Annotated in this window: 24 protein-coding genes and 1 pseudogene; 3 read left to right on the forward strand and 22 right to left on the reverse strand. The window is 47.7% G+C overall.

Translation table 11 applies throughout. The annotated features are described in order from the left end of the window. Nucleotides 1-184: 184 nt before the first annotated feature. From secY to LW728_RS17350, 21 genes are all read right to left on the reverse strand, one after another. Nucleotides 185-1,504 (reverse strand): preprotein translocase subunit SecY, encoded by a 1,320-nt coding sequence (gene secY, locus LW728_RS17250; protein WP_002801926.1) that lies wholly within the window; start codon nt 1,502-1,504, stop codon nt 185-187. 296 nt (nt 1,505-1,800) lie between these two features. Continuing rightward, the gene (gene rplO / locus LW728_RS17255; RefSeq protein WP_002780095.1) at nt 1,801-2,244 is read right to left on the reverse strand and encodes a 50S ribosomal protein L15; all 444 of its coding nucleotides are present in this window, start codon (nt 2,242-2,244) and stop codon (nt 1,801-1,803) included. A gap of 10 nt (nt 2,245-2,254) precedes the next feature. After that, nucleotides 2,255-2,776, reverse strand: a complete 522-nt coding sequence (gene rpsE, locus LW728_RS17260) for a 30S ribosomal protein S5 (protein ID WP_002757584.1) — start codon at nt 2,774-2,776, stop codon at nt 2,255-2,257. Nucleotides 2,777-2,802: 26 nt separating this feature from the next. After that, the gene (gene rplR / locus LW728_RS17265; RefSeq protein ID WP_002753900.1) at nt 2,803-3,165 is read right to left on the reverse strand and encodes a 50S ribosomal protein L18; all 363 of its coding nucleotides are present in this window, start codon (nt 3,163-3,165) and stop codon (nt 2,803-2,805) included. A 3-nt stretch (nt 3,166-3,168) separates the two neighbouring features. Further along, nucleotides 3,169-3,738, reverse strand: coding sequence for a 50S ribosomal protein L6 (gene rplF / locus LW728_RS17270; RefSeq protein ID WP_002794624.1), 570 nt, complete (start codon nt 3,736-3,738; stop codon nt 3,169-3,171). 104 nt (nt 3,739-3,842) lie between these two features. Continuing rightward, the gene (gene rpsH, locus LW728_RS17275) at nt 3,843-4,244 is read right to left on the reverse strand and encodes a 30S ribosomal protein S8 (RefSeq protein ID WP_002734721.1); all 402 of its coding nucleotides are present in this window, start codon (nt 4,242-4,244) and stop codon (nt 3,843-3,845) included. Nucleotides 4,245-4,459: 215 nt separating this feature from the next. Continuing rightward, entirely contained in the window at nt 4,460-4,999 is a 540-nt protein-coding gene (rplE, locus tag LW728_RS17280; protein ID WP_002734750.1) for a 50S ribosomal protein L5, read from the reverse strand. A 54-nt stretch (nt 5,000-5,053) separates the two neighbouring features. After that, nucleotides 5,054-5,407, reverse strand: coding sequence for a 50S ribosomal protein L24 (rplX, locus tag LW728_RS17285; RefSeq protein ID WP_002801924.1), 354 nt, complete (start codon nt 5,405-5,407; stop codon nt 5,054-5,056). A gap of 73 nt (nt 5,408-5,480) precedes the next feature. After that, complete coding sequence (rplN, locus tag LW728_RS17290) at nt 5,481-5,849, reverse strand: 50S ribosomal protein L14 (protein WP_002732358.1); 369 nt, start codon at nt 5,847-5,849, stop codon at nt 5,481-5,483. A 20-nt stretch (nt 5,850-5,869) separates the two neighbouring features. After that, a complete protein-coding gene (rpsQ, locus tag LW728_RS17295) occupies nt 5,870-6,112 on the reverse strand; it encodes a 30S ribosomal protein S17 (RefSeq protein WP_002801923.1) in 243 nt (80 codons plus the stop codon). A gap of 6 nt (nt 6,113-6,118) precedes the next feature. Beyond that, entirely contained in the window at nt 6,119-6,337 is a 219-nt protein-coding gene (rpmC, locus tag LW728_RS17300) for a 50S ribosomal protein L29 (RefSeq protein ID WP_002801921.1), read from the reverse strand. Continuing rightward, nucleotides 6,337-6,756, reverse strand: coding sequence for a 50S ribosomal protein L16 (gene rplP / locus LW728_RS17305; RefSeq protein WP_002780088.1), 420 nt, complete (start codon nt 6,754-6,756; stop codon nt 6,337-6,339). The genes rpmC and rplP overlap by 1 nt, the downstream gene beginning before the upstream one ends. Nucleotides 6,757-6,786: 30 nt before the next feature. Further along, the gene (gene rpsC, locus LW728_RS17310) at nt 6,787-7,515 is read right to left on the reverse strand and encodes a 30S ribosomal protein S3 (RefSeq protein ID WP_002801919.1); all 729 of its coding nucleotides are present in this window, start codon (nt 7,513-7,515) and stop codon (nt 6,787-6,789) included. A 22-nt stretch (nt 7,516-7,537) separates the two neighbouring features. After that, entirely contained in the window at nt 7,538-7,897 is a 360-nt protein-coding gene (gene rplV, locus LW728_RS17315) for a 50S ribosomal protein L22 (RefSeq protein ID WP_002746605.1), read from the reverse strand. Between the two features lie 153 nt (nt 7,898-8,050). Further along, nucleotides 8,051-8,332: a 30S ribosomal protein S19 gene (gene rpsS / locus LW728_RS17320; protein WP_002753908.1), complete on the reverse strand. Its 282-nt coding sequence runs from the start codon at nt 8,330-8,332 to the stop codon at nt 8,051-8,053. Nucleotides 8,333-8,362: 30 nt separating this feature from the next. Beyond that, nucleotides 8,363-9,196 carry a 50S ribosomal protein L2 gene (gene rplB, locus LW728_RS17325; protein WP_002746601.1) on the reverse strand — a complete coding sequence of 278 codons (834 nt, stop codon included), beginning with the start codon at nt 9,194-9,196 and terminating at the stop codon, nt 8,363-8,365. A 33-nt stretch (nt 9,197-9,229) separates the two neighbouring features. After that, on the reverse strand, nt 9,230-9,535 hold the full coding sequence (locus tag LW728_RS17330; protein ID WP_002746599.1) for a 50S ribosomal protein L23: 306 nt from the start codon (nt 9,533-9,535) through the stop codon (nt 9,230-9,232). Then, a complete protein-coding gene (rplD, locus tag LW728_RS17335) occupies nt 9,525-10,157 on the reverse strand; it encodes a 50S ribosomal protein L4 (RefSeq protein ID WP_002732765.1) in 633 nt (210 codons plus the stop codon). The genes LW728_RS17330 and rplD overlap by 11 nt, the downstream gene beginning before the upstream one ends. 20 nt (nt 10,158-10,177) lie before the next feature. After that, nucleotides 10,178-10,816 (reverse strand): 50S ribosomal protein L3, encoded by a 639-nt coding sequence (gene rplC / locus LW728_RS17340; protein ID WP_002734589.1) that lies wholly within the window; start codon nt 10,814-10,816, stop codon nt 10,178-10,180. 608 nt (nt 10,817-11,424) lie between these two features. After that, entirely contained in the window at nt 11,425-11,763 is a 339-nt protein-coding gene (locus LW728_RS17345; protein WP_002801914.1) for a P-II family nitrogen regulator, read from the reverse strand. A gap of 188 nt (nt 11,764-11,951) precedes the next feature. Beyond that, entirely contained in the window at nt 11,952-12,437 is a 486-nt protein-coding gene (locus tag LW728_RS17350) for a DUF4079 domain-containing protein (RefSeq protein ID WP_287658867.1), read from the reverse strand. A gap of 198 nt (nt 12,438-12,635) precedes the next feature. Between LW728_RS17350 and LW728_RS17355 the strand changes: the two genes are divergently transcribed. Together LW728_RS17355 and LW728_RS17360 are read left to right on the forward strand one after the other, a co-directional pair. Beyond that, nucleotides 12,636-13,295: a phosphoribosyltransferase gene (locus tag LW728_RS17355; protein WP_287767395.1), complete on the forward strand. Its 660-nt coding sequence runs from the start codon at nt 12,636-12,638 to the stop codon at nt 13,293-13,295. A gap of 206 nt (nt 13,296-13,501) precedes the next feature. Further along, nucleotides 13,502-15,055: a lamin tail domain-containing protein gene (locus tag LW728_RS17360; RefSeq protein ID WP_002801911.1), complete on the forward strand. Its 1,554-nt coding sequence runs from the start codon at nt 13,502-13,504 to the stop codon at nt 15,053-15,055. Between the two features lie 244 nt (nt 15,056-15,299). Here the strand turns inward: LW728_RS17360 and LW728_RS17365 are convergent, their stop codons facing one another. Continuing rightward, the gene (locus LW728_RS17365) at nt 15,300-15,602 is read right to left on the reverse strand and encodes a YkvA family protein (RefSeq protein ID WP_002801910.1); all 303 of its coding nucleotides are present in this window, start codon (nt 15,600-15,602) and stop codon (nt 15,300-15,302) included. Nucleotides 15,603-15,843: 241 nt separating this feature from the next. On the opposite strand from LW728_RS17365, the pseudogene LW728_RS17370 reads away from it, so the two are divergent. Next, nucleotides 15,844-16,383, forward strand: a pseudogene (locus tag LW728_RS17370) (IS607 family transposase); the annotation flags it as partial. Nucleotides 16,384-16,473: the final 90 nt, after the last annotated feature.

Genomic DNA, 16,473 nt, shown 5'->3' on the forward strand with positions numbered 1-16,473 from the left:
CCAGAACAGAGTAAATCTGTTAAGGCAGGTGCGAAAAATCCTTCGGGAAAGAAGCAGAAACCTAAATCGTGAGGTTTGGGAATCACCGTCCGTTTACGGCGGCGAGGATGTCAAGGATTAAATATAGGGTTTTAAGGGAAAAAACAACCAGTAACCGCTAAAAGGTCACTGGCTGACTATCTAACTACTGTTTAATCATGCCCTCATAGCGTTGAGAGATGACATAGGTTTGAATTTGTTTCGCCGTATCGATCGCCACCCCCACCAGAATTAACAGGGAAGTTGCCCCCAAACCGCGAAAAGTGGTAACACCGGTGGCGCTTTCTACTACAGTCGGCACAGTAGCCACCAAACTTAAAAAGAGAGCGCCCAAAAGGGTGAGACGATTCAGCACCCCTTCCAGATAATTAGTAGTAGCGGTCCCCGGTCGAATCCCCGGAATACTGGTCCCCATTTTCTTCAGGTTTTGGGACATATCCTTGGGGTTAACGATCAGGGAAGCGTAGAAGAAACTAAAACCGAGAATTAGTAAGCTATAAAAAGCCACATAACCCCAACTATCGGGACGCAGAGCATTAACCAACTGAACTAAAACCTGACCGACCGGGTTATCCGTGGGTAAAGCTTGCACCAATTGGAAAGGTAAGACCAACACTGCCGAGGCGAAAATAATCGGCATCACGCCCCCTTGATTGAGTCGTAGGGGTAGATAACTGGTTCTTTCCCGATAGAGACGACGACCCACCTGACGACGGGCAGAAACAATCGGAATCCGACGGGTTCCTTCCTGAACAAAAACAATGCCGATAATCATCACCAAGAAAACCAGCAAGAGAATCACCACTTGAGCGATCGCTTGTCGGCCACCCTGTTGAGCAAAAGTAATCGTATCACCGAGGGTTTTCGGTAAAACAGCGACAATGTTGACAAAAATCAGCAAAGATGCTCCATTTCCCAGACCGCGTTCCGTAATCAGTTCCGAAATCCACATCACGAACATAGAACCCGCCACTAAAGCGAGAACCGTAGCAGCGATCGAGGGTAAAGTTCCGGCCACAACGCCGTTAGCCACCAATAAACCGAGAGTAATGCCGATACTTTGAATAATTGACCAACCAAAGGCAATATAACGGGTAATTTGGGCAATTTTTCGCCGTCCTGCTTCTCCTTCATTTTTCTGTAAATCTTCCAAAGAAGGAAGGGCAGCGGTGAGCAGTTGCACGATAATTGAGGCGTTGATATAGGGAAGAATGCCGAGGGCAAAAATCCCCAACGTCGATAATCCTCCCCCGGTGAACAGGTCAAGGATTCCCAAAGCGGCGTTACTTTGAATAATTTCTGCTAATCTTGCCCGATCCAAACCGGGTATCGGTACAAACATCCCAAAACGGAGCAGAACCAGTAAACCCAATGTAATCAACAAGCGACCGCGTAAACCGGCCGCTTGTGCCATTTGCATAAACGTTTCCTGTGCCGTGGGAGCCTTATCACGACTGACGACCATTAACAGTTACCTCTAGTGCAGTTTTTTTATGGGAAAAAGTAATCGAGGGGGAAAACTTTCTCGATTTTTTTAAGATTTCCCCTGTCTTTCTTATGATATAGCAATCCGGTCTTGGGGATTGGGTGTTAGGGTGTGGGGTGTAGGGTGTGGGGTGTAGGGTGTGGGGTGTAGGGTGTAGGGTGTGGGGTGTGGGGTGTGGGGTGTAGGGTGTAGGGAGAACAAAGCTGCCCTTTACCTTTTGCCTTTTGCCTTTTGCCTTTTGCCTTTTGCCTTTTATCTCCTGTCTCCTGTCTCCGTTAAATTTCTTCCCAAGTACCTTGAGCGGCGGTAATTTTCTCTTTAGCACTATTGCTAAAAGCGGCGGCCTTCACCTTGAGGGGAACGGTAATTTCACCATCACCTAAAACTTTTAAAGGGCCGTCATTGCTGGTGAGAATTTTAGCTTTTAGGAGACTTTCTAGGGTAACTTCCGTATTAGCGGGTAAAGAAGCCAATTTTCTCAGATTAACAATCGTGTATTGACGGGGGTTAACCAAAGGAAAATGCTTTAATTTCGGAACCCGACGATAGAGGGGCATTTGTCCCCCCTCAAAACCGGGGCGGGTCCCCGTCCCGGAGCGAGATTTTTGTCCGCGCATTCCCAGGCCGCAACTAGCACCCTGGCCGGCCGAGACACCCCGTCCCACACGACGACGGCGTTTAGTGGACCCCGGTTGGGGGGCGATTTCGTGGAGTTTCATGGTGATTTCTCTAGGTGTACAAATGTTCTACAGATACGCCTCGATCTTTGGCCACTTCCGAGAAAGTACGGAGAGTTTCCAGGGCGTTAACGGCGGCTCTAGCGTTATTGAGGGGGTTATCGCTACCGAGTTGTTTAGCGAGGATATTTTTCACCCCGGCTAATTCTAAAACGGTACGGACAGCACCCCCGGCAATAACCCCAGTCCCCGGGGCAGCCGGACGCATAAGCACCTGAGCGCCACCGGAAGCCCCCCGGGTGAGGTGAGTGATGGAACTAGCTTTAGTTAAGGAAACTTCAATTAGTTGTTTTTTGCCATCGGCCACGCCTTTACGGACGGCCCCGATAACGTCCCCTGCTTTGCCGACTCCCACTCCCACCTGGCCGTTTTCATTACCGACCACGACGATGGCCCGGAAGCTGAGTTTTTTACCACCCTTAACCACTTTACTAACCCGGCGGATCTGGATGACCCGCTCTTGCCAAGTGGTTTCTTTTTCTTTTTCGCGGTTGCCTTTGCGACGTTTTGCCATAGTTTTATCAGTGTTGAAAGGATATTTTAGAAGTTTAAGCCGGCTGACCGAGCCGCTTCTGCTAAGGCTTTGACGCGACCGTGATAGAGATTGCCACCGCGATCAAAAACCACTTGTTCAATGCCTTTGTCTAGGGCCCGTTGGGCCACCAGTTTACCCACGGCAGCCGAGGCTTCTTGGGTAGCGGTGGATTCCAATTCCCCGCGCAAGGTGGCCTCTAGGGTAGAAGCGGCAGCGAGGGTGTGTTGGGCTACGTCGTCGATAATTTGGGCGTAGATGTGGTTATTAGAACGAAATACGGATAAACGCGGCCGTTCAGCAGTGCCATTAATTTTGCGACGCACACGCTGGTGACGACGACGGACTGATTCTTTGCGACTAAGTTTCATGGTTTATTTTTTACCTCCTTTACCGCCTTTAGCGCCTTTACCGCCAGCTTTACCAACTTTGCGACGGACAACTTCACCAAGATAGCGAATCCCTTTTCCTTTATAAGGTTCGGGGGGACGAACTTCGCGGATTTTAGCGGCAATGTTACCGACGGCTTCTTTGTCGATGCCACTGACGATAACTTGGGTGTTGTTTTCTACGGCGACGGAAACACCATCGGGCATCTCCATTTCCACGGGTTTACTGTAACCGACGTTAAGAACTAATTTACTACCCTGCGCCTGGGCGCGGTAGCCCACCCCTTGGATATCGAGGCGTTTTTGAAAGCCGGTAGCGACTCCTTCCACCATGTTGGCCACCAGAGTTCTACAGAGTCCGTGGCGTTCTCTGGCGGTACGGGAATCGTCTTGACGGGTAACGAGCAGGGTTTCGCCATCTTTGTCGATGGCGACGGCGGTGGGTAGGGTTCTCTGGAGAGTTCCTTTGGGCCCTTTCACCGTCACGGTAGCACCATCGATATCGACGGTGACTTTATTGGGAATAGGAATCGGGCGTTTGCCAATACGAGACATAACAGTTATCAGGGAAGAGTTATCAGTTATCAGGGAAGAGTTATCAGTGGGTCAGCTATCGGGTTTAAACTTGGAAAGGCTGACGGCTGATAGCTTATCCTTGTTTACCAGATGTAGCAAAGGACTTCGCCGCCAACGTTTTGTTTACGCGCTTCGCGATCGGTCATAATACCTTTAGAGGTAGAAACAATGGCGATGCCAATGCCACCGAGGACGCGAGGTAAGTCTTTACTGTTGGAATAAACTCGCAGGCCCGGTTTACTGACTCTGGTGAGGGTAGTAATGATCGGTTGACGGTTTTTGCCTTTATATTTGAGGGAAAGAACTAATTGAGATTTAATCCCCTCACCCACTTCCTCAAAGTCAGCAATAAAGCCTTCGTCTTTGAGAACTTGAGCAATACTGCGCGTCATCCGCGTGGTGGGAATTTGAGTAGTGGTCTGCCGAACCGCGCAAGCGTTACGGATGCGGGTCAGCATATCCGAGATGGTATCGTTAGCAGACATGAATTACCTGTTTTTCTCCTAAATTGGGATCAACATCAGTGGTCAGTTATCAGTTATCAGTTATCAGATTTGAGTATTAAGTGAGTAGTATTAAATAGCAGGTTCCTGCTGTCTTTTCACTCAATCACTGTTGACTGTTCACTGTTCACTGTTTACTGTTTACTGTTTACTGTTCACTTATTTACCGGTCACTGTTTACTTTTCTCTTGATTGATTTATCTAAAGGGCATTCCCATCTCTTTGAGGAGGGCGCGTCCTTCTTCGTCGTTTTTAGCGGTGGTGATGATTGAGATGTCCATCCCACGAATTTGATCGATTTTGTCGTATTCAATTTCGGGGAAGATCAACTGTTCACGAATGCCTAAACTGTAGTTACCACGACCATCAAAACTGTTACCGCTGATACCGCGAAAGTCGCGAATGCGTGGTAGGGCCAGATTAATTAGACGGTCTAAAAAAGCGTACATTCGATCGCCGCGTAATGTCACCATGACTCCCACGGGCATTCCTTCGCGAATTTTGAAGCCAGCGATCGCTTTTTTAGCTCTAGTCACTACCGGTTGTTGTCCGGTGATGGTGGACAGTTCCTCCTTGGAAGACTCCAAAGCTTTGGCATTTTGTGAAGCTTCCCCAAGACCGCGGTTAACAGTAATTTTGATAACTTTAGGTACTTGGTGGATATTGGTATAACCAAATTGTTCTTTCAGTTTCGGAACAATGGTTTCTTGATAGGTGGTTTTTAGTTTTTGGCTCATAGTTTTGCTGCTTGCTTTTCCTGGGCTTGGTCAGGAACTAGAATTGATGGGAAACTAATCAATAATTTCGCCAGTTTTCTTCAGTATCCGCACTTTCCGACCGTCTTCGGTAAAGGTATAACCCACCCGACTGGCGATTTTTTTCTTCTCGGAATAGAGCATCACTTTGGAACTGTGAATCGGTGCTTCGTAGGTAACGATTTGACCCGATTCCCCTTCCTGTTGGGGTTTAGTGTGTTTGGTGCGGATATTAACTCCCTTGACCACCACGGTACTTTCTTGGGGTAGGGCCCGTAAAATTTCGCCCACTTTGCCCTTATCGGAACCGGCGATTACTTGAACGACATCCCCTTTTTTAACGTGCATTTTTTGCTTTTGGGGTGAGGTTTGACTGTTTTTCTTACTCATTTTTTTTTGACCTCAAAGTGTGAAAAGTTTTAGACTAGCCATCAGCCAATTGCCTTAGTACTTTTCACTTTGATCAGAGAACTTCTGGGGCTAAGGAAACAATTTTGGTGTAGTTTTTATCGCGCAATTCCCGAGCGACCGGACCAAAAACCCGCGTACCTTTGGGATTACCGTCATTATTAATAATCACGGCGGCGTTATCATCAAAACGGATGCTCATACCGCTATCGCGACGGACGGTTTGACGGGTCCGCACAATCACCGCAGTGACCACATCGGATTTTTTCACGGGCATATTGGGGATAGCGTCCTTAACCACGGCGATAATTTTGTCACCGATGCCACCGTAGGTACAGTTACCTGTTCCCAGCACCCGCAGACACATTAGTTTCCGCGCCCCGCTATTATCAGCGACATTTAAGTAGGTTTGTTGTTGAATCACGGTTTTTACCTAGGTGAAATTTAATTATCGGTTAATATTTCCGCCACTTGCCAACGTTTGGTTTTACTGAGGGGGCGGGTTTCACGAATACGAACTCGATCGCCTTGTTTGGCTTGATTTTCTTCGTCGTGAGCTTTAAATTTCTGGGTTTTCACGACGATTTTGCCGTATTTGGGGTGAGGAGAGCGGTTTTCAATGGCTACCACTACGGTTTTATCCATTTTGTCGCTGACTACTACCCCAACTCTTTCTTTAACTGCCATAGCGGGTTATGCCTCCGGGGTGGACTGGGCTAGTTGGCGCTCCCGTTCTACGGTCAATAATTGGCCGAGACGGTGGCGGGTGTGTTTGAATTCGTGGGTTTTTTCCAAGCGGCGGGTGGCCTGTTGCAAACGCAATTCAAACAGTTTCTTTTTGGCATCGAGGACAGCGTCAGCGATTTCCTCATCGCTCATCTTCCTCACTTCGGCGATTTTCGGTAAAGCCATTAGACGAAATCCTCCTCGCGAGTGATAAATTTGGTCTTAATCGGTAATTTTTGGGCGGCTAGGCGCATTGCTTCCCGGGCTATGGGTTCGGCTACCCCGGCAATTTCAAACATAATGAACCCCGGTTTAACCACGGCTACCCAGAATTCGGGGGAACCTTTCCCGGAACCCATCCGAGTTTCTGCTGCCCTTTGGGTCACGGGTTTATCGGGAAAAACGCGAATCCAGATTTTGCCACCCCGACGGATATAACGAGTCATTGCCCGTCTGGCCGCTTCGATTTGACGGGAAGTAATCCAACAGGGTTCGGTGGCTTGCAGGGCGAAATCGCCGAAATTAATCGTATTTCCGCCGGTGGCCAGCCCGCGCATCCGTCCGCGCTGTTGTTTGCGGAATTTTGTTCTTTTGGGACTTAACATGAGCTATTTACCACTGATAAATATTAGGGATCAGCCCTCACTAGAGCGATCTTCAAACTGTTGACGGCGACGCTGTTGACGGCGCGGTGCTTGAGCGGGAACGGCGGCGGCAATTTCTTCTTGGCCGGGGATAATTTCGCCCTTAAAGATCCAAACTTTCACGCCTAGAATCCCGTAGATGGTGCTGGCGGTTTTATAGGAGTAATCGATATCGGCCCGCAGGGTATGGAGGGGAACTCGTCCTTCCCGCACCCATTCGGTGCGAGCGATTTCCGCGCCGTTGAGACGACCGCTAACTTGAATTTTGATCCCTTTCACTTCGGCCCTCTGCGCCCGTTGGATGGCCTGGCGAACCACACGACGGAAGGAAACCCGTCTTTCTAGTTGTTGGGCGATGTATTCGGCGATCAGGTTGGCATCGGCATCAACGCGAGCCACTTCGATGACGTTAATGCGAATTTGACGCTGGCCACCGAGGGCTTTTTGTAAACCTAGGCGCAGCTGTTCGATTCCCGTGCCACCACGACCGACGACGACCCCAGGGCGGGCGGTGTGGATGGAGATATCTACTTGATCGGCCTTGCGTTCGATGCGAATATCGGCGATACCGGCATTAGCGAGGTTTTTTTCGACGTACTGGCGAATGCGGCGATCTTCTTGCACTAATTCGGGGTAACGTTTCGCGTCGGCATACCAGCAAGATTTATGATCTTTGATAACGCCGAGACGAAAACCGAGGGGATGGATTTTTTGTCCCATTGTGGTTTTTTAGTTAAGGTGATTAGTCTTTGTTGCTAGGAGCGACGGCGACGGTGATATGACAGGTGGGTTTGCGAATTTGGTAGGCGCGCCCTTGAGCCCGAGGTCGAAAACGTTTTAGGGTCGGTCCGCCATCGGCAAAGGCTTGGCTAACTACCAAAGTGGCGGGATCGAGTCCTTCGTTATTTTCGGCGTTGGCAACGGCGGAACGCAGGACTTTCAGAATCGGGTCACAGGCCCGGTAGGGCATGAATTCGAGAATAATTAGGGCTTCCCGATAGGAGCGACCGCGGATCTGATCGAGTACCCGTCTGACTTTCAGGGGTGACATCCGAATATAGCGGGCGATCGCTTTGACTTCGTTAGAGGTATCGATGGTCATTTCAGTTATCAGTTATCAGTTAGGTAGGGTGGGTTAGGCGACGACAACTTATAAGACTTAGTTATTAATTTATCTAGTCGCCGTAACCCACCATCTCATGGTTATCTGAACGCTGACCGGGGGCTGACGGTTTTAAGATAACCGCCCACCGATCTATTTCCGTCCTGCTTTTTTGTCGCTCTTGGCGTGGCCGCGGAAGGTGCGGGTGGGAGCGAATTCACCGAGTTTATGACCGACCATCTGCTCGGAAACATAGACGGGAACGTGCTGTTTGCCGTTGTGAACGGCGATCGTGTGACCGACCATATCGGGAATGATTGTCGAGGCCCGGGACCAAGTTTTAATCACTTGTTTACTGCCCTGGGCGTTGAGTTTTTCGATTTTTTCCATCAGGTGGCCAGCGACAAATGGCCCCTTTTTCAGTGAACGACCCATAATTTTCAGTCAAAAGTAAAGTAATAATTTCTAACCCTGGTTACGACGGCGCACGATCAGATCGCTACTGCGTTTTTTCTTGTTGCGAGTTTTGCGGCCGAGGGCGGGTTTACCCCAGGGAGTCATCGGGCCAGAACGTCCAATCGGAGCGCGACCCTCTCCACCTCCATGCGGGTGATCCACTGGGTTCATGACGCTACCCCGAACATGGGGGCGTTGACCGCGGTGACGGGTACGGCCGGCTTTACCGAGACTGATGTTTCTAGCTTCGGCGTTACCGACTTTTCCGATGGTGGCGTAGCATTCACGCCGGATCATGCGTACTTCCTTGGAGGGGAGGCGGATGGTAACGTAATCGCCTTCTTTCGCTACCACTTGGGCGAAACCACCAGCAGCCCGCACCATTTGACCACCGCGACCGGGGACGAGTTCGATGTTATGAACTTCTGTCCCTAGGGGGATGCGACTTAAGGGTAGGGCATTACCGACCTCGAAGGGAGCGTTTTCTCCGGCGATGACGGTATCACCAACGCCTAAACCGGCGGGGGCGATGATGTAGCGTTTTTCCCCGTCTTTGTAGAAAAGCAGGGCAATGCGGGCGTTACGGTTAGGATCGTACTCGATCGCCGCTACTGTGGCGGGAATATCCCGTTTATCGCGACGAAAATCGATAATCCGGTAGAGGCGTTTATGGCCGCCGCCCCGGTGACGACTGGTAACGACACCGCGATTATTACGCCCCTGTTTGCTGTGTTTGCGATGAGTCAGGGACTTTTCCGGTTCGGTTTTGGTGATCTCTTTAAAGTCGGAGATGGCCGCCTGCCTTGTCCCGGGGGTTAAAGGTCTAAAAGAACGAATACCCATAGTTTAGTTTTCCGTTATCGGGTTTCTTGGTGGTTATACGTCGGGATAGAGGGCGATCGAGTCGCCTTCCGCTAGGGTCACGATCGCGCGTTTGTATTGGGGTTTGTAACCGAGGAAACGGCCGACGCGTTTTTTCTGACGAGAGGGGCGGCTGGTGTTCACTTTCGTTACTTTCACGTCAAACAGCAATTCGATCGCCGCTTGAATTTCCGGCTTAGTCGCTTTCAATGCGACATCGAAGACGTATTTATTTTGTTCTAGGAGCAGGGTGGCTTTCTCGGTCACGATCGGCTTTAGGATCAGATCGGCGAGTTGCCTGGCTTCGGTTTTAAGCACCATAGACCTCCTCAATTTTGGCTAGGGCTGCGGCGGTGGCGATAACTCGATCGGCTAGGATGACATCATAGACGTTGAGACTATCGGCGCGAATAATTTTGAGATTGCAGATATTACGTCCCGATAAATAGACATTTTCGGGAATTTCCGTCAAAATCAGCAGAATTTTTTCCTCTGGACTGGCTCCCCAGCGACTTAAGGCAGCGGTGAGCTCCTTGGTTTTGGGTTGGGAGAATTGTTCGGCGAAGCTTTCCACCACGATAAAGTTATCGGCCTGGCTGATCAAAGCGGTTCTCAGGGCTAATCTTTTCTCTTTGCGATTGACCTTAACCTCAAAATCTCTGGGTTTGGGTCCGAAGATGACACCGCCACCACGCCAGAGGGGAGAACGGATCGAACCGGCTCTGGCACGACCGGTGCCTTTTTGCCGCCAGGGTTTGCGACCACCGCCGCGCACTTCCGAGCGGGTTTTGCTGGAGGCGTTACCTTGGCGGGCCGCCGCTAGATGGCTGACGACGACGCGGTGAATTAGGTGTTTGGCGGTTTCGGGTTTAGCGGTTTTCAGTTCCAGGGTGCCTGTTCCCGCTTCTTCCCCTTGCCAATTTTTGACTGTGTAGTTAACCATGGCTTTAATCTTTCCTTGCCCTATTTACCAAATTTCTTGGCGGGGGTGATGTTTAACAGGGTTCCTGGTTTGCCCGGGACGGCTCCTTTGATCAGGATCAGGTTGCGTTCGCTATCGATTTTGACCACGGACAATTTGCGGATGGTCACTTGGGTGGCTCCGTATTGTCCAGCCATTCTCTTACCCGGGAAGACCCGACCGGGGGTAGTACCAGCGCCGGTGGAACCGGGGAGACGGTGGTTTTTGGAACCGTGGGTCATGTTACCGCGCTTGAAGTTATGGCGTTTTTGATAGCCGGAGAAACCCCGTCCGATGGTGGTTCCAGCCACATCGACCAAATCGCCTTCTTGGAAGATAGCGGCGGTAATTTCTTGGCCTAAAGTGTAAGCGGATGCGTCCTCAAGACGGTATTCGATTAAATGCCGCAGGGGGGAGACACCGGCTTTGGCTAAATGACCGAGTAGCGGTTTGTTGAGGGCTTTTTCTTTGACGGTTTTGTATCCCACTTGGATGGATTCATAACCGTCGGTTTTTTTAGTTTTGACTTGGGTGACGGGACACGGACCGGCTTGAACGACGGTGACGGGAATGGCGACTCCCGTTTTGTTGTCGAAGATTTGGGTCATGCCCAGTTTTGTACCGAGGATACCGATAGACACGGATTGTTCTCTTTATCTTTACTAGACGACAATCAAAAATAACGTGGCCGTGGCTATAGGAGCGAGAAAAATCTTTCCCGCTTTATCAGCCTGCCCAACTTGAATGACTTTTTTCGAGTTATTTAAGCTGGCATCCCGTTAAATTCGTAAGTAGGACTAGACAGGTTTGCTGGTTCTGCCTAGATTGTTGCTGGTCTTTGTTTCTTCAGGACTTAAAGGGTTTATCTTCAGTATCCAGGCGAAGACCGAGCGACCAAGGCGGTTCTGCTCGGCAGTGCCTTCAGCACCACCTAACCCCGATTTTGGCCACAATCAAACATTATATAATATTTGTGACTTTTTAGGCAAGAGGTTTTTTTAGTCACCGAAAATGATCATATCTAGTCTGGTCAAATTATTTATCCCGTTCGGCGGTCTTCAGCAGCGATGGGGGCAGACCGAGCCAATAGATTCAATTATAGTAGTTATCTTAATGTTGAGGTACAAAGTTTCCGTTTTGGGGAATCGGTCGTCGGTGGTCGATACCAAATTAGGTTACACTTCTTGACGGGAAACACTTTCAATGGGGGGGGGATGACAGCATTGTGCTATCATCCCTTGTCGGGGGGTTAAATCGCTTCGAGATTTTTTTCTCCGGTACGGATGCGGACGATCTGTTCCACGGGGGAGATAAAGATTTTACCGTCTCCGATTTCACCGGTACGCGCCGCAGAAATCAGCTTATCGACGACCATATCGACCTGCTTATCTTCGACGACGATCTCGATCTTGAGTTTTTGGAGAAATTCGACGGTATACTCGGAACCGCGATAACGTTCCGATTGACCTTTCTGACGACCGAAACCTCTAACTTCGGAGACGGTCATGCCGACAATGCCCGCGTTAACTAGGGCGATTTTCACCTCTTCAAGTTTAAAGGGTCGGATAATCGCTTCTACTTTCTTCAAAATATCTATCTCCTCGTTGCGTGACGATACTTTACTTTCTGGGTAAATTACCTGTTAATTCTAAACTCGGAATCCCAAGAATAGTGCTTAAAGTCATAATTTCTTCAATTATTGTCCTTGGCCACAGTCTTCTGCGGTGAAAAACTTCCGGGTGGGAATTGGCCCACCCGCAGCCATAAATAAACCAACTAGAGAGATAATCCCAACTGAAGACCGAAAACACCGTGAACTAGCAGTAAAATCAGGGCAATACTGCCGATATAAGCGTGAATAGTCCGGAAAAGTTCTTTTTTCTCGCCAGCGAAGCCAGTGAGGGACAATAATCCATTGAAAGCTAATAAACCGATGGCGATCGATCCTGTCCAGAAATGGCTGCTTTCGAGGATTGGATGTTTCTGCATGACTAGGGATAAAATACCGCCGGTGTAACCGAGAGCGATAAATAAAAACAGCCAGGGGGCGAGTTTGCGGTGATCAGCCCGATTTTTGGCCACTACGTCCCCATCTTTGCTTAAACGGCTTTGCCAACCGGCATAGGCAGTATAACTACCCATAACTAAAACCACGATCCCCATCATGACTGGATGTCCCCAATGAACGATCGGTTCGGGAGTTCCGAGACCGCGAAAGGCAGCGGCGATCGGCTCTAGCGCATCACTTAAACTTTGATTCATCTTTGTTACCTAACTTTACAAAACCCTCTGGCCTAAGATTTTAGCCGATCTCTGGCCTAGAAAAACTGCGGTTAGCTGAAAAAATGTCAAGCCTTCGCTAAATTTCTTAACATTTCCGCTAAAGATGAGCGGAGAAATATAGAATAAAGTCAGGGGAAACTAGGGATCCCCACGGGGATTAACCCCTAGGAGAGAGTTATGACTTATCTGCTCAAAGATCGGCGATCGGCAGGGAGACTATTAGCTAGTTACTTGACAGAATATACCAATAGTGCTAGGGCGCTAGTTTTGGCTTTGCCCCGGGGGGGGGTTCCGATCGCCTTTGAAATTGCCCAAAGGTTACATTTACCCCTAGATCTGTGTTTAGTGCGAAAATTAGGTGTACCAGAGCGAAAAGAGTTAGCTTTTGGGGCAATCGGTCAGAATGGTGTGCGGGTAATCAATGAAAGTATCGTTGAAGACTTGCACCTATCGGAGGCGATGATGGAACGGGTAGCAAAGGAAGAAATGATCGAATTAGAGCGACGCAATCGCTTGTATCGAGGTGAGCGACCCTTTCCGGACCTGACGGGAAAAACGATTATTCTAGTAGATGATGGGATCGCTACGGGAGCAACGATTAAAGCGGCGATTCTGACCCTTAAGGCTGAAAATCCCGCTGCTATTATTATTGCTGTTCCTGTTGCCCCGCCGGAAGTTTGTGATCAATTAGAAAAATTAGTCGATCGAGTAATTTGCCTACATAAACCCTACGAATTGAGATCAATTTCTCTTTGGTACGAGGACTTTTCCCAAACCAGCGATGAGGAGGTGCAAACACTTTTGTCCACCGTCGATAGTTCTTTGATTCCAGTTTAGGGAGATGGGCTAGATCAACTCTCATTAAACCAGCGATCACTGACTAGAGTGTGACACTTAATAATTCTTAGTAATCGCTAAAAGTCTTACTATACAAGGGCTAGAGCAACTGTTGATTTCAATGACTAGGTGCGGAATGTAGGATAAAAATTACCGAAGAGCCACTTTTCCGTATATTATGCAGTTAGTCATTGGAGAAAATTATTATGACAAAATCAACCATTACGGGCGGCAACGAATTAAAAACTCGTGGGGTCAGTGACTCTCGCTCTAATTTTTACTTAGTTGATCTCAACGTCCCTATAAGTGGCAAAGGTGTACTCAACTCTTGGGAAATATGGGCAGACAAAGTAACTCCTGTCCAATTAGTCATTTATAGAAAAACCGCAAACGCTTGGTCTGTGGTTGGTAAAAGTGATTTAAAAACACCAGCGCTTGGCTTAAATCAATTTGCATTAACAACAGCTATTGCTGTACAACCAAATGATTTTGCTGGTGTTTACTATCCACAAACAGGAAGCGTCAGTTTTAACCGTAAAACCGAACAAGAAGCTTGGGATTTAGGCAATTTATCTGGTAGCGTGTTATTCACCAGTACTGGTGCGGCGGAAACCGCATTTTCTGGTTCAAGTAACCGCGTCTATTCTTTAAAAGTGCATGGCATAGATGATGCCCCCGTGTTTGTACCAATCGAAAAACCAGCCAATGGTCGAATTATTGTTCATAATGACGAGTGGGCTTTAAGCGATGCTGGTTTTCAATCGGTATCTGATACCGCGACTTTTGCGTTGAATGTTGCCACATATTTTGTAGGAACGACACAGGGAAAATTTCATGTTTTGTCCAATAACTTTGGATTGGTCGGCGCAACGCTTGAGCGTACCATGACTGGTGCTGGGCATACTTGGACAAAAGGCATGAACATTGCCATTAATGCGGTAGCATTGGCTCAATATGATGCCATTTTTGTAGGTGGCGACCCAGTTGATAATCAAGTATTAATTGATTATGTCAAAAACGGCGGTAAAGTCTATCTTTGCGCAGGCACAGGGCATGGTGGCAGCCAAGCAGAGGCGGGTCAATGGAATACGTTTTTGACAGCTTTTGGTTTGAAATTTGACGGCGTTTATAACAAAATCAGTGGTAGCCTAGCGGTTACCAGCCCAAGCCATCCATTGTTTAGCAATGTGAAAACCCTTTATCAAAACAACGGCAATTCAATCAGTTTATTACCAAATGCCACTGCCAACATTGTAATGACTGGTAGTAATCAAGGGCTGATTGCAACCGCAGACTATATTAAGCCAAATGCACCAGCACGGTCTGAACCTACGCCTTCGCCAGCAACTTCTGAGCCACCTAAACCGAAGACCATCGAAACAGAAGAGTTTAGCATCACCGCAGAGGATGACGTGTTTATGTCTAACTTGGTTTATAAAGGACTGGTTAAGAAAACACAATCTGACGAATATGTTGAGCTTAGCAATCGCGGCAATCATCCCGTCAATATTTCAGGTTGGAAAATCACTTCGGTCGGCAGTGCCAGGCAGCAATTTACTTTCCCAGCAAATACTGTTTTAGCGTCTGGCAAGACTTTTCGGGTTTATACCAACGAAGTACATTCTGAAACTGGTGGTTTTTCTTTTGCCAGTAAAACGGCTATTTGGAATGACGCTGGCGATGAATTGAACCTGTATGATGCGATGGGTAAGAAAATTTCCACACTGGCGTATGGCATTGCTCGAACTAAAAAAAGCTGACCGAACGCGGGGCGAGGGGAGAGCATCTCATTTATGCAAGTGAGTAATTATACTTATCCATAAAACTGGTTTCTAGCAATGCTTTCAAAATAGCTTGACATAAAAACCTGATTTAGGGGTTACAAAGGTGAGATGCTCCCGATGGGCTGTGGGGTGTGAGGAGACCAATTCGTGGGCGTTGCGGGGGGAGAATAAATAACAGCAATCTCCTGAAGTCAGAAGTCAGAATTGAGACTTCCGAATTCTAACTTCTGACTTCTACAGCATCGGTATCAACGGCATTGGTTGGGGAAGAAACTTCGGTTTGATTATTTACTCCCCCCGGACGGCGATTGCGATAATCAAGAACTAATCGCGATAATTCCGTGGTTAAAAGGGTGAGGACAATCCCATCATCGATCCAACCAATAATCGGGAAAATGTCAGGGGAAATATCGAGGGGACTAAACAGATAAACCATAGTTCCCAGAATGATAATCCAACGATATTTAGGGTGAGTAATTTTGCTGCTGTACCAGTTGTAAAAAGATTCAACAATCGGTTTCATTGATTTGTCCTCTTTGACTGAGATAATTTAATTTTGTCAGGTTGCCACTGGGGCCGATAGTGCGGTTTTACACCCATTATGTAGGGTTATCCCCGCTAATTATCCACTAAAAAAGCCCAGAAGAAAATTCACCTTTAGGGATGAGCCTGAAGTATTGTAAAGTTTCAATACAAATATGGTCATATATAGTCATTCATGGTAATATGTACAGACAAAACTATCGGACTAGGCAAAAAAAACAGGAATAAGTTATCGAACGGCTTGGAGGTGGTGGAAACAAGGGAATTTAACAGGTTATCAATTGCCTTCTGGTACAATTATCATAACGGATGACAACCCTTCAAAACCCGACTTGATAGCTTGCATTTATGCAAGAGTTTCCAGTGCCGAAGATAAAGACAATCTAGATAGACAAGCTGACCGATTAAAAGATTATGCTGTTGCCAGAGGCTACAAAATCTACAAAGTTGTCAAAGAAGTAGGCAGTGGATTAAACGACAATCGCCAACAATTAGCCAAAATTCTCGTTGACCCCAATTATAATGTTTTAATTGTTGAACACAAAGAGCGTCTAGCCAGATTTGGGACTAATTATCTAGAAATCTTGTTAAAAGAACTAGATAAAAAACTGGAGATTGTCAATGAAAGTGAGGATAACCAAGATGATTTGATGTCAGATTTAATAGCCATTATAACCTCTTTTTGTTCTCGAATTTACGGATTAAGAAGGTCGAAAAGAAAGACAGAAAAGATTATAGCTGAGTTAAAAGACAACGGATAATATGTTAGTAGCAGAAAGACACATTATCAAGAAAGGACATCGATTCTGGGCTGAGATAGATAATTTATCTTGGCAGTCTAAAAATCTCTA

Source organism: Microcystis sp. 49638_E5, assembly GCF_021300285.1.
Taxonomy (GTDB): domain Bacteria; phylum Cyanobacteriota; class Cyanobacteriia; order Cyanobacteriales; family Microcystaceae; genus Microcystis; species Microcystis aeruginosa_C.